Origin of the sequence: Faecalibacterium longum (genome assembly GCF_040094125.1) — a bacterium.
GTDB lineage: Bacteria > Bacillota > Clostridia > Oscillospirales > Ruminococcaceae > Faecalibacterium > Faecalibacterium longum.
The window spans coordinates 25350-38260 of record NZ_JBBNIH010000171.1; the positions used below are offsets into that span (position 1 = coordinate 25350).

The window sequence follows — 12911 nt, forward strand, 5'->3', positions numbered from 1 at the left end:
GACTTTTAAGACGGAAATTCGTCTTTCAGACTATCAAACTCCGATTGAATCTGCGACCAGTCAAAATCATCGCTTTCGCCGCTGTCCTGCGACGGGTCATAGGTAGGCGCCGTCACTGTCCCGGACGATTCGGTTCCCTGTCCGCTTCCCGCGCTGCCGAGGCCTTTTCGGAGAGCCTCCTGAGCCATCGAATTTGCGATGCCGGCCGCTTCGCCGGTGAGTCCGCTTTTTTCCACGACCTTGCTTGCTGCGCTGTCCGCTGCTTTCTCGGCCACCTTTTGGGTGACCGTCTTAGCGTTGTCTTTCGCATCAACCTTGACACTTACAGATGCCGATTGCCCCGATTCATCCTTCAGGAAATCATTAATCTGTACCGTCAGCGTGCAAGTTCCATCCGAGTTCGTTTTGATCTTGGCATCGATGGTGTTGAAATCGACGCCATTTGTTTCCGCATTCTGGAGCAGTTTCTCAATGCCGCTTTCATCGTCTAGTGCCGCATAGTGTGCTCCCAGCAGGGCATAGGGGTCGGCATTCTGCGGGTCTGCCGCAATCCACGCCTCGCCCACGTCTTTTGCAAAGACCGAATTCAAGTCATCCCAAAAGTGTTCCGAAAGCATTTGGAAGGGAACGTTTCCGCCACCGCTTTCAAAGACCAGCTTTGCATCATCCAGAAATCCTGGAAGAAAGTCCGCCTCGTCATCAAACACTTCCTGCGCCTGTTCAAAGACCTTGTTTGCCTCATCGGCTTTTCCCTGTGCTGCATAAGCGGCATACAGGCCCGCATAGGCTTCCTTGTTCGTCGGGTCGTGCTGGATGATATCGATATACTGCAAGATTGCGTTATCGTAATCCAGCGAGGTCAAGTAGTTCGTTCCAAGATTCAAGACCTTGGCTAGCGAAAAGACCTCTGCCGTCTCCGAATCTGAATCGGTGGATAATGTTGCCATCGAGCTTCTCGGACTGCATCCTGCCAGTGCTATTGCAGCCACTGCCACCAGTGCTGCAACGATGATTTTTTTACTCTTCATTGTCTGCTCCTAAAGCCGGACTCCTATCATCTTCGTCCGCCGCTTCTATCAGCTGAAACTTATTTGCACCATCTGCCAGTGCGACAATACTTTTCCCGGACACATAAGTCGGCACATTATAAGGAATACGCACCCCATTGACGAATACCCCGTTCCGGGAATGGTCGGTAACATTAAACCCAAGATCCTTTCCATTATATTGAACCGTACAGTGAATCCGGCTGATTTTTTCGCCTCTTACGATAAGCGACACCTCCGCTGGGTTCCGACCCAGTTCCACCGATCGTCCGGGTATCAGCTCAAAGCTTCTGCCCGCCAAACTTCCGGTCAACCCAGACAGTCTCCCCCGCATACAGGGCGGGGGAGGTTTCGTGTTGGGGTTGTCGTGCACTTCCGTGCGCTTTTGCCTGCTCCGCTCATATGCCTCAGCCAGTCGGTTCGTGTCCCGGATTGCTCGATACATTGCGACGAGATATCCAAGAACCGGAACCAGGATCATCCATACAAAGAAGGTTTCGCTGTCCTGCCGGACCTCCACATCGTATTCCGCCGCATTGTCACAAATGCGGTCCACGATCTCCGCAAGCCACACATATTTGTACACGCCGAATGTCAGGACACTGAACAGCATCATTTTTTCGACGCCCACCGTATGTTTTCCATCCTTTTCGCACAGAATGTTGACATCCTTCGCCCACAAGTCCATGAAATAAAAATGGTAGACCGAAAACGTCACGAAAGACAGCAGCACATACAACAGTAAGCTCCGATCCTGCTTCACCTCATCTGTTCCGCGATCCTGATTCGTTCTTTTTCTGCGTCTCTCAGGCATACTGCATCACTCAGCTCAGCCGGATGATATTGTTGTTATCGCCCAATGCAAGCTCCGTTCCCCGGGTCAGCAGCACCGGAGAATTCGCAGGGAGGCGGCTTCCGTTTACGTAGGTGCCGTTGCTGGAAAAATCGGTAACACGATATTTCTGAACCTGACTGTTGAACATGACCTCACAGTGGCGGCGGCTGATCTTCTGCGCACCCTGAGAAAAAACGATCTTCGCATAGGCAGGGTCTCTGCCCAGAATGACCGGCTGGTTCGGCTCCAGCGGATAGCTCGAGCCCGCATACATACCGGCGACCCCCTCCAGAGCTGCTCCCGCAGCTCTGGAAGCAGCCGGGATATGAGAAGTCGGCTTCTTTCCACCGGTGCTGCCAATCCCCATCAATTTTTTCGGATCTACAGCAATCGTCATTCCGTTGCCGTCAGTGGACGGTTTGATGTCATCCACCATGACCGGGCGGCCCTTCATTTCTTCATAAACAAAAGCAGTTGCCATCATCTTGTACGGTGCAACATACAGGACAGAAAGAATCCCGCCGGTAAGCAGGCTCAGAATATTCCAGCCGAGATAGCTGAGATCAAAGACAAACAGGTCAAATTTACGGCCTTCCGTCATCGCCTTGCAGCGCTCCATGACCTGTTCTGCATTCAGCTGCGGATGGTCCGCTTGCACCAGAGCCATAGGCCAGAACTGATATGAACGATAGGCCGCAACAACGAGAGCTGCAATCATGCCGATCATCACCAGCAGCATTGCCGCCAGATAACTCCGAGAAGCCGCTGCAACAACAGCCGCCAGCAACAGCGTAGCAAACTGGATCAGAACCGGGATCCACATGATCGTCAGCATCCGCACTCCTGTAACAATGGCAAATTGCATAAAGAAATCAAATGCATCAAAGATGCAGGTGACTTTTGGTCGGATTCCATTCTTCCGCAGAGAAAGATAGTACCGGTATCGTGCCACTTCAAACGGCCCGGCAACTGCTCCACCGGCGATAGCACCGACGAGCGTTGCAATCGGAGTAATCAGCACATAGGCAATGATGATTCCCGCCAGACCAAACAGCTTGAACGGTGCCGACACAACCGCCGACACGACCCCAATGCCGCCTGCGATCATCGCACCCAGCAGGACACTTGTGATTGCCGCAATCACCCGATACAGAATCTCCATGCCGACCACTCCGGACAGATTTCCGTTTTCATTCAGAACACGTTTTGCCTTTTCTTTATTTCCAGCCCGATTTATCACAACGATTCCCCCTTATTTCGTTTTACCAGTGGAATTTTTCGCTGCACAAGGGAACAAACATCAGTTTCGTGTCGCCGATGCTGAGCTGGTCCATGGCCTTCAGCTCAATTGGGTTGAGCACAAGCTTATCGTTCACATAGAACAGCTCTTTAGAGCTGCCCGGCTGCGCAAGATACACATTACTACGCGGATCATACACAACAATCGCATGAGAGCTGCGGGAAACCGTGTTGTCGCCAAGGATGCAGACATCCATCTCCGAAGAACGACCCACAAAATTGCGGCCCTGATGCAGACGATAGTCGGTTCCCTTATTCACACCTTCCGTGCAGACGAGCCAACCAACAACTGGTGCCGACTTTTCTGTAGCACCGTCCAACATATCTGCAGTTACAGGGAGCGTGCGGTCATCGTCATCGGGAATTGCAGTGCTCAGAGGTTCAGTCGCTACGCTGGGACCCGGCTGAGACACCGGGACGTCCAAAGGAACCGTCGTCTGATCCGGCCCAACGTTCACACCTTCCATGCCGCAGAAGGGGCAGCTGCTGAACCGGGAAGCATCGTAGTGGTGGCCGTTGGGGCATTTCATCAAATTCATAATAAAGTCCTCCTCAAGTAAAAAGTTTGTTATATTCTCAGCAGACGAATTTCTGCCGTAGAATCAAAAGTTCCCTTTACACCCGAATCTATACGGTGTACAACAATGCACAGGTGAGTTGTTGGGATTATTTTCTGTCGCAGAGTAGCCCACTCTGCGATAATGGCGAAAAAACAACGGTAATTCGTTTGACAATTCGGATTGACGGCTTATTTGACGGAAATAAAATCTGCCAGCTGTTCCATCGTTTCCCGCTTCAGCTCCAACGAAGGATGAACATATCGATTCATTGTGATGGTAACAGATGAGTGTCCTAAAATCTCACTCAGAGTTTTGATGTCGATTTTTGCTTCCACACAGCGTGTGGCAAAAGTGTGCCTTAAAACATGAAAATTCCTTTTTTCCAATCCACAGGCATCCAAAATCTTGTGAAATCTTCGCTGAATGCACCGCGGTTCGATAAACTTCGAAGGAGAACCGCTCAAAAAGAATCCGGTGTGACTCAGGGAATAGCGCTCCAGAAAACCGAACAGCAAATTTGAGATTGGGATATTCCGATTAGCGGAGCTGCTTTTGGGAGATGCAATCTCGATATGTGTTTTTTTGCTCCCAGGTACCCGATTCTGGATACGTTGCATCGTCTGACAGATATAGATATTCCTTTCCGAAATCGAGATCTTTTCCCACGTCAACGCACACAGCTCCCCGATACGTATTCCTGTCAGTAGACAAAGAAGAATCCCCAGATTCAGAGCATCGGGATGTTCCTCTAGATATTGCTGCAAAATCATCTGCTCTGGGAGGCTTAAAATGGGCAACGACTTTTGCGTCTGCTTGACCCTGATATCAAGAACCTTCGAATCTACGAATATACCGAGTGTTCCTGCATAATTCAGAATGCGACGCAGAACAGAGAGCACATCCGAGATTGTCTTGGGAGAAAGACCGGTTTTATCCTTTTTTCCGTGCAGTTCAAGGTGTTTGCAAAGCTTCCTTACCATTTCTTTTGTGATCTTCTCGATTTTTACTGTCTGGAATGATGGCATGAGATAGCATTCGATTAGCGTCCGATAACGAATGTAGGTGGATTCCTTGAAGTTAATGGAAAAGGCGTCAAGCCACTCCATGGAAACAAGTTCAAATGTACTGTTTCTGGTTCTTTCCTCGCTTCCGGATGGTTTACCTTGGAGCTGGAGCGTGTGCTGTAGATCACATCGCACTTCGCGGTAGGAGGAAGCATACAGATAACCATATTTGGGCTTTCCCAGCGCATTTCGCGACTTTATGTAGCGTGCTTCCCAGCGGCCATCCTTCCTTTTATAAATGTTCAATCCTTTTCTTGACACAAAAACCTTCCTTTCGTTGACGGCTTATTTGACGGAGCATACAATCGGATTGTATCGAATTTGTTGAAATTGTCGAGTAAGTACGACATTATTTTCTTTTTTTCAGAATTTCAGATTGCTTTCTCTTGACCATCCGTGTAATCGGCGGTAAAATTCAATTGAATCATCCTGTCGCAGAGTGGGCTACTCTGCGACAGGAAACATAAACCATGAATGTAAAAATTCATGGTTTTTATTTTTTCCATTTTCTTTTAGTCTATCACAGGTAGTTGATTATATCAATTAAAAATAATATATTTAATCATTCGGTTTCAGCTATGCTCTCGACTACAATAGAGTTGAGAAGGATGGTGGTGGCCATGTACGAAGAACAGTTTTCTAAGAGGCTTACTGAGCTGCGCACACAGAAGGGTGTGTCTGCAAGAGACATGAGCCTCTCAATCGGGCAGAATCCCGGCTATATTCGTGCAATCGAAAGTGGTACTGCCTTTCCGACGATGGCAAATTTCTTTTACATCTGCGAATATTTCAACATTACTCCACAAGAATTTTTTAATTTCGGCGAGGAAACCTCCAATGGAATGAATGCACTTGTTGACCAGCTAAAACAGTTCGATGCCGAGCAGATCAATGCACTTACGGCTTTTATAAAAACAATCGTAAAAAAGTAAATTATCAAAGAACTTAATACTTGGTAAACCTACCGAAAGATAGGGCAACAAAGCCAAATGAGTCTAAAATCTCATATACGAGGTCATGGCAGCTGGTTGCTTTTTGAATGGGATAATTTTATCCCTCTACCATGTTAGAACCGTCTGTGAAGATTTCAACTCACAGGCGGTTTTTGTTATTTAAAAGCAAAATGATGGGGCATTCTTCAGCTTATGCGGTGGAGAGATAGCTTTACATAGCAGCATCCGGGATTCACCGTATTAAGCGGAAGAATGCCCGGATGCTGCTTTTTATTCAGGAGGTGTCTGTTATGCGGCAATCTGATTCGGTGAGCGAAGAACTTGACACGGAGAACGTTCAGTGTGCGCTTGATTTTGAGAACACAATGAATGAGCTGGAGACACAGTTATACTATCGCCATCTGCCGCCGAAGGAAGTTGCTCTGCGGGTCATGGAAGCGGCCTGTAAATTCTATGATGCCGACTGGTGCGGTCTAATTCAGGTTGATCTGGATTTGGGGCTGTGGAAGCCGCTCTGGTGGCACAATGAATGCCAAGAAGATAAAACCACTATCCTTACAAATGAGTTTGAATCGTCTGAATTTCTCGACCGCTGGGTAAAGGCAGTGCGCAGAGGAACCCCGATGGTCGTTTCTGATGCAGAAGATGTCAAGGACACCTACCCGGACGAATACCGGTTGTATGAGCGCTTAGGTATTAAGTCCGTCCTTGCGATTCCACTGGAACCACGGCAAATCGCCCTGATTGCCGTGCGCAACCCTCAGCGGTACACCCATCAGACCAGTATGCTTAAACTTCTGGCCTATGTGTTACTGGCGGCATACAACGATAAGCGAATGGCTGACAGTCTGAGCATGGCATTCTCGCCAGAAAATATCAAGAGCAGCCATGATGTCTTCATCAGCTTGTTCGGAGAATTGAAAATCCACACTTCCCACGGTGTCCTGCCGGAGTCTGACCTGAAATCTCCTAAAATCAGCCGTCTGCTGACCTTTATGCTGCTTTCCAATAAGAAAGCCCTTTCATCGTTGGAAATCGTACAGGAAATCTGGCCAGAAGAACTGGAGGATAAGGACGAACCCGGAAAAAAGGTCAAACAGCTCGTTTACCGGCTGCGGCAAGCATTCAGCATTATCTCGGATGAGCAGCTGATTCTCTCCACGCCGTCTGGCTACCAATTCAACCCCGACCTCCATATCACGACCGATTTTCAGCGGTTCGATGAGTTGTGCATTGCAGCCGCAAAAGCCACTTCTGCTATAAATAAGGTGAGATTGCTCGAAAAAGCGGCATCATTGTATCAGGGCAAACTTCTTTCTGCTGCCAATGGCGAACATTGGCTGGTTCACTACGCAAACCGATACCACCTCGCATTTATGAGTACAGTTAATGAACTGCTGAAGCAATTGATGGACTTCCACGCATACGATCTGCTTCATCGGGATGCTGCACTGGCCCTGACCATCGCGCCGGAAAACACAAAAGCCTACTATTGGCTTATTCGCTCGTACCAGAAGCAGCACATGGACGAGATGGCAGCGGGCGAGCTTGCGGCTGCGAAGCAAAAGCTGCCCGAAGATGAATACCAGAAACTACTCAACTCACTCGAATGATAAAATAACGTAGTTGCGTCATGCGACTTTCGTGTGACCTTCATACAACTTCTGTGTGACCTTATTTTTTCTAAAATCGTTCCATGTGACTTTCATAAGACCGTCATGTGACTTCTATAAGACCCTCGTGTGCTATGATAACAAGGCAAGTCAAAGCCTTGTTGTCTGGCCGCGAGGGTTTTATTTTTTTGTCCTTTTTTTAGCCGGATAAACCGCTTTTGACCTGTAACGAAGAAAAATATATCGAAAGCCTGAGATGCATTAAAGGCTGAGGATACTCATATTGCTTTCCATCCGCGGATGGAAAACAGTGTTTGTACCCTTTTCTTTAATGCGTCTCTTTTTTGCGCCCAAAGAAAAGCCAGTGCCCTGTCCAACAGTGAAGTGTCCTCATCCTCCGCATCCAGTGGAAAGGACATTTCATGTTTCTTTTTGCCCTCTTTTCGTGGCTGGAACTGGCCGCAAAGTATCCCTAGAATCTCCAAATTTTCAACTTTTTACGCTTTATCGAAAATTTGGAGGTTTAACATGGGATTTAACAATGGTTTTGAGCATGTACGTCTGGAAAACAAGTGGAAGAAACTGCGTATCCAGTACCGGGAAGCAGGAATGTCAGAGGAAGCAATTCAAGAGATGTACAACTTTGATGTTCAAGTTGTCAACTCCGAACAGCGGTACTATCGACATTCAAAAGACCTCGCCTTTAATGATGCAGACACGGAGGACACCCATAGTAACGACCGCTATGAAGAAGCTATTTTGATGGCCGACACATACAGGGAGACCAAAAGTCGTTTTACATGGATTGGCGAAATTGAAGATGAACGCTTGCTCTCTGCCCTTGAGAAATTGAAAGAGGAGGATTTGAAAATTCTGACCTTATATGCCTATGACGGCTACACTGTTACTGAAATTTCTAAAGTTTTACGCTGCTCTCAGCCTACAATTAGCATCAAAATCAAACGAATCACTAAATTTTTGAAAAACTTTGAATTTGATGCTATGGATTGAGCTTTCTCGTGAGCTAGTAAGTGAGGGGACAATTTCCCAGACGGCTCTCGCCGCTGGTGATATACCCACACTCACGGACCTTGAAAGCTGAATAGTTCAGTCGTCTGGTACTCAGAACAATGATACTTCCGTAATTCGCGGCCCGGTCAGAAAGTAGACGGGGTGGTTGAGATGCCAATGGAGCGGTACAAGCCCGCCGCCAGATGATTCCCCACTCTCAGGGAGCCGAGGGCGAATATGAGAGAACTTTATTCATATTTTCATCGCACTGCCAAATCGGCAGAGCAGTGATTTGCAATCCCAACACGATTCCCCAACGAATAACACGTTGGTTTGCAATAAAGCAGGAGCGGTCGGATGCCGTTTTCGGTCTCCGACAACTCCTGTTACTTTTACTTATCCATATCTATCCGCAAAACAACTACCCGACATAGGAGGACATCTCTATGGTTGAATTGAATCCTACCGTGCGGGAGCAGGAGATTTACGAGGAAATGGAGCTGACCCCGGAAATGGTCAAATCCATCCGAACCCTCTGCGCGACCTGCCTCCGGCACTTCGTGGAAGCTAAGGCTTTCAAAATTACGCTCGTGCCCAGCCCTGACAAGAGCATGGACACCTGCACGGTCTGCCAGACCAACCGTGGGCATGACTATGTTGTTATGCACCGGTAAGTCCGGCACTGCACTTTGTCACCGGGGAGGTGATAACACACCCCATTAAAATGAATGCCACCATAAATTGAACGAAGCCCGCTGCCAAGAAAAAGCAGCGGGCTTTGTACATAACAAAACATGGAGGTAAACATTTGCAGCAAAACTGGAAGTTCCGGCGCGGAGACATTTACTACGTCCAATTCGGAAACACAAGTACCGGCTCGGAACAGCACGGCGACCGCCCTGCGGTCATCATTCAGAATGATGTGGGCAATACCTACGCACCGACCCTCATTGTTGTCCCTCTGACAAGCAATACGGAAAAGAAAGTAACTCAGCCGACACACTGCTTATTGGAAAACGAAGGGCTGTCTATGTCCTCTATGGCTCTGGCAGAACAGATCTTCACCATCGACAAAAGCCGCATTTTGAAATACTTAGGGCATCTCGCCCCGGAAGATATGCAGCGGCTCGATTATGCCTTGAAGAACAGTCTTGCCTTAAACCCACTGGGCAGCATTCGGAAGCTCAAGCCCATCATCCGCTCCACGGCAGCGTATGCGCCGCCGGAAGTAGTGGATGGCAAGCCGCCTGTCTATCCCTACACACCCATTCAATCGTCCTTTGAGGACGCAGGGAGCGTGGAGGAAATGATGCTGTACACCGAGCTGCAATCCGCTGTTCATGCCATGATACAGCGGCTCGAATACAGCTTTACCTTTAATCCCAGCCTGCTCACCATCCCGAAGCGTAAGCAGCAGGTCAGTGAGATTTTAGCAGAAGCCGAAAAATACATCTGGAGAATCCGGGAGGAAATGCAATGCGACTGAGCAACACCAACAACTTTTCCGCATCTTTCAATGTGGCCACTCCTTATCAGATGGTGGTCATTCACAGCAGCAAGCTAATCTACCCGCGCGAGCTTTATCAGCGGGGCATCCAGCGTAAGCGCGTTGAGCTGATTGCAAGAGACTTCAATGAATATACGGCGAACGAACCGAAAATCAGCTTCCGCAATGGCCGGTATTATGTGACGGACGGCCAGCACACCATTGAAGCGCGTATCCTGCGCAACGGTGGCAAAGACCTCCCGATTCTCTGCAAGGTGTATACGGGTCTGACGATGCAGCAGGAAGCCCTGTTCTTCGCAGAGCAGAACGGTCACGCTGCACCGCTGACGGCGGGCATCAAGCTCCGTGCCAAGGTCGTGGGCGAGGATGCTCTTTCCATGGCATTCCTCGCAGCCACCAACCGGGTGGGTCTGGACTTCAACTATGACAGCTTGCAGTTGAGCGACTACCGCATCAGCTGCGTAGGCACTGCACTCAAGCTGTACAACCAGATGGGCGAGAAAATCTACTGCGAGGCTCTGCGGCTGATTGTGGACGCATGGGAGGGCAAACCCGATTCCTTCCGTGCCGCAGTCCTGAAGGGTGTGATGTACTTCGTGGAAGTGTATCACGGTGAGTTCAACGAGGAACGGCTGATCCGTGCCCTGCGCAGCGTCCATCCCATGGAAATCTACCGCACCGGGATGGACAACCCGGCAAAGCTGCCCGGATGGAAGAAATACGTTTTCCCCATCTATGCGGCGTACAACGGCAAATCCCGTAAGGATGCGCTGCCGATGAAGTTCTGACATTTACAGGAATCTCTCCTTAAAGACAATGGGCATCCGCACAACGCAGATGCCCATTGTTACATATTAAGACAACAGCATTTATTCATAATAGGAGTTACAATCTTATGATCGATAAATTTTCACAGGTCGCAGAGAACCTTCCTGCGGCTGACCGTGATGCCGACCGGCAATATCATGTAATCAACGGTTATCCTGTCGTTTTTAGCTTTTCCAAGGAACCCAACCCGGAAGCGTTTGAGCGCATTCGGAACATCCTGCTTGCCACCAGCTATACGAAGAAGGTAGGTTGACATCATGGACGAATGCAGAATCAAACGCTATACTGAGTGCGGTAACGGGCGATATTACAAACCGAGCCATTGCCGGACGTTCTTTGACAACGAAATAAAGCCTATCCCCACTTTTATGATGAAAGTGAGGAATTTACAATGACAAGAAATAACAATCGCGTGTGCTGCTTGTACCGCGTTTCCACCGATAAGCAGGTGGATTTCAACTCCAACCATGAAGCAGACCTGCCCATGCAGCGAAAGGCTTGCCATAAATTCGCTGAATCGAAGGGCTGGGTCATCGTCCATGAAGAACAGGAAGAAGGCGTGTCCGGCCACAAAGTCCGGGCCGCCGCCCGCGACAAGCTCCAGATCATCAAGGACTATGCCCGAAAGGGCAAGTTCGATATCCTGCTGGTATTCATGTTCGACCGTATCGGTCGTATCGCAGATGAAACGCCCTTTGTTGTGGAATGGTTTGTACGGAACGGCATCCGGGTATGGAGTACCCAAGAGGGTGAGCAGCGTTTCGACAACCACACTGACAAACTGCTGAACTACATCCGATTCTGGCAGGCGGACGGAGAAAGCGAAAAGACTTCCGTCCGTACCCGCACCAGTCTGCGCCAGCTTGTAGAAGAAGGTCACTTCAAGGGCGGAAATGCGCCTTATGGCTATGACCTTGTACGGAGTGGGCGTATCAACAAGCGCAAGCATGAACTGTACGAACTGCACATCAACGAGCAGGAAGCTGCCGTAGTGCGGATTGTCTTTGACAAATATGTGTATGAGGGCTACGGCCCGCAGCACATTGCTACCTATCTGAACAATTCTGGCTATCGCGCAAGGTCTGGAAAGTGCTGGCACCCATCCAGTATTCGGGGGATGGTACAAAACCTGACCTACACCGGCGTTCTCCGCTGTGGGGATGCACGGTCAGAATTGATGCCGGATTTGCAGATTGTCCCGCAGGAACAGTTTGAAAACGCACAGCGCATTCGGAATGAACGCTCTGTGCGCTCAACTGCGGAAGCCGAAAATCGTCTTCCTTTGAACATCCATGGGAAGTCGCTGCTTGCCGGCAACGCTTACTGCGGACACTGCGGTGCAAAGCTGGAACTGACCAGCAGCCGTAAATGGCGAAAAATGGCAGATGGATCGTTAGACGATACGCTGCGTATTCGCTATACCTGTTACGGAAAGCTCCGCAAGCAGACCAACTGCACCGGGCAGACGGGATATACCGTCCACATTCTGGATGAGATCATTGATAAAGCTGTCCGCCAGATTTTCTCCAAGATGAGGGGTATCCCCAAAGAGCAGATCGTTACAAAACGCTATGAAAAAGAGAATGCGGAACGCAAGAATCATCTGCAAGACCTTCAGACACAGCGGAACAAGGCAGAAAAAGACCTGTTCGCACTGAAAACCGAGGTTTTAGCTTGCATCAAAGGTGAAAGCGTGTTACCGAGAGAAACCCTTGCCGAAATGATTACAGCGCAGGAAGAGAAACTCACGGAGCTGGAAAACCTTTGCAAAGCGGCCAGTGAAGAACTGGAGAAAACGGCTGAGCTGATGGATAAAGTGTCGCGGCTGTATGATGAACTGATTTCTTATGCTGACCTGTACGACAGTGCAAATTTTGAAGCGAAGAAGATGATCGTCAACCAGCTCATCCGCAGGGTAGACGTATATCGCGGATACCAGATCAACATCTCGTTCAACTTCGATCTCACTCCTTACATTGAGGGGGAGTGATACGTCCGCCTGCAAAACAGTCGGGCATCGAACAAGCATTTTCAAAAACAACGAAACAGCAAGAATTGGGGGTTGCCGTCCATACGCCTGCAAAATCAGGCATTTGGCTGATTTTCAGTGTGACCTCCAAGAAAGCAAAAAGAAAAGCACCATACTTCCTACGAAGTACAGTGCTTTTTTGGTGGAGAATAGCGGGATCGAACCG

The 12911-nt window shown here is 49.0% G+C and carries 14 protein-coding genes and 1 riboswitch; of the genes, 8 read left to right on the plus strand and 6 right to left on the minus strand.

Features of this window, described 5'->3' with window-relative positions:
- Positions 1–5 precede the first annotated feature (5 nt).
- The 5 genes from AAAU26_RS13510 to AAAU26_RS13530 all read right to left on the minus strand — a co-directional run bounded on the left by AAAU26_RS13510 (position 6) and on the right by AAAU26_RS13530 (position 5065).
- Positions 6–1028 carry a tetratricopeptide repeat protein gene (locus AAAU26_RS13510; protein ID WP_015565644.1) on the minus strand — a complete coding sequence of 341 codons (1023 nt, stop codon included), beginning with the start codon at positions 1026–1028 and terminating at the stop codon, positions 6–8.
- The gene (locus tag AAAU26_RS13515) at positions 1018–1860 is read right to left on the minus strand and encodes a DUF4234 domain-containing protein (RefSeq protein WP_015565645.1); all 843 of its coding nucleotides are present in this window, start codon (positions 1858–1860) and stop codon (positions 1018–1020) included. Before AAAU26_RS13515 ends, AAAU26_RS13510 begins: the two co-directional genes overlap by 11 nt.
- A 10-nt stretch (positions 1861–1870) precedes the next feature.
- Positions 1871–3121 carry a DUF975 family protein gene (locus tag AAAU26_RS13520; protein WP_227619151.1) on the minus strand — a complete coding sequence of 417 codons (1251 nt, stop codon included), beginning with the start codon at positions 3119–3121 and terminating at the stop codon, positions 1871–1873.
- Between the two features lie 22 nt (positions 3122–3143).
- Entirely contained in the window at positions 3144–3719 is a 576-nt protein-coding gene (locus AAAU26_RS13525; protein WP_015565647.1) for an FHA domain-containing protein, read from the minus strand.
- 209 nt (positions 3720–3928) lie between these two features.
- Entirely contained in the window at positions 3929–5065 is a 1137-nt protein-coding gene (locus AAAU26_RS13530) for a tyrosine-type recombinase/integrase (RefSeq protein ID WP_181969038.1), read from the minus strand.
- A gap of 359 nt (positions 5066–5424) precedes the next feature.
- Between AAAU26_RS13530 and AAAU26_RS13535 the strand changes: the two genes are divergently transcribed.
- The 8 genes from AAAU26_RS13535 (at position 5425) to AAAU26_RS13570 (ending at position 12706) form a co-directional block, all read left to right on the plus strand.
- A complete protein-coding gene (locus AAAU26_RS13535) occupies positions 5425–5736 on the plus strand; it encodes a helix-turn-helix domain-containing protein (RefSeq protein ID WP_117529631.1) in 312 nt (103 codons plus the stop codon).
- Positions 5737–5748: 12 nt separating this feature from the next.
- Positions 5749–5840: riboswitch (cyclic di-GMP riboswitch) on the plus strand.
- A gap of 207 nt (positions 5841–6047) precedes the next feature.
- Complete coding sequence (locus AAAU26_RS13540) at positions 6048–7370, plus strand: AfsR/SARP family transcriptional regulator (protein ID WP_015565649.1); 1323 nt, start codon at positions 6048–6050, stop codon at positions 7368–7370.
- A gap of 528 nt (positions 7371–7898) precedes the next feature.
- The gene (locus AAAU26_RS13545) at positions 7899–8381 is read left to right on the plus strand and encodes a sigma-70 family RNA polymerase sigma factor (RefSeq protein WP_015565650.1); all 483 of its coding nucleotides are present in this window, start codon (positions 7899–7901) and stop codon (positions 8379–8381) included.
- A gap of 446 nt (positions 8382–8827) precedes the next feature.
- A complete protein-coding gene (locus AAAU26_RS13550; protein ID WP_227619152.1) occupies positions 8828–9055 on the plus strand; it encodes a hypothetical protein in 228 nt (75 codons plus the stop codon).
- Positions 9056–9189: 134 nt separating this feature from the next.
- A complete protein-coding gene (locus AAAU26_RS13555; RefSeq protein WP_176934468.1) occupies positions 9190–9867 on the plus strand; it encodes a type II toxin-antitoxin system PemK/MazF family toxin in 678 nt (225 codons plus the stop codon).
- Positions 9858–10676 (plus strand): DUF6551 family protein, encoded by an 819-nt coding sequence (locus tag AAAU26_RS13560; protein WP_015565652.1) that lies wholly within the window; start codon positions 9858–9860, stop codon positions 10674–10676. Before AAAU26_RS13555 ends, AAAU26_RS13560 begins: the two co-directional genes overlap by 10 nt.
- A 107-nt stretch (positions 10677–10783) precedes the next feature.
- Positions 10784–10969, plus strand: a complete 186-nt coding sequence (locus tag AAAU26_RS13565) for a hypothetical protein (RefSeq protein ID WP_015565653.1) — start codon at positions 10784–10786, stop codon at positions 10967–10969.
- Between the two features lie 138 nt (positions 10970–11107).
- Positions 11108–12706, plus strand: coding sequence for a recombinase family protein (locus AAAU26_RS13570; protein ID WP_227619153.1), 1599 nt, complete (start codon positions 11108–11110; stop codon positions 12704–12706).
- Here AAAU26_RS13570 and AAAU26_RS13575 read toward each other — a convergent pair.
- Positions 12681–12911, minus strand: a 231-nt coding sequence (locus tag AAAU26_RS13575; protein WP_349181105.1) for a hypothetical protein, incomplete at its 5' end; no start/stop codon positions are given. The two genes, AAAU26_RS13570 and AAAU26_RS13575, sit on opposite strands and share 26 nt — an antisense overlap.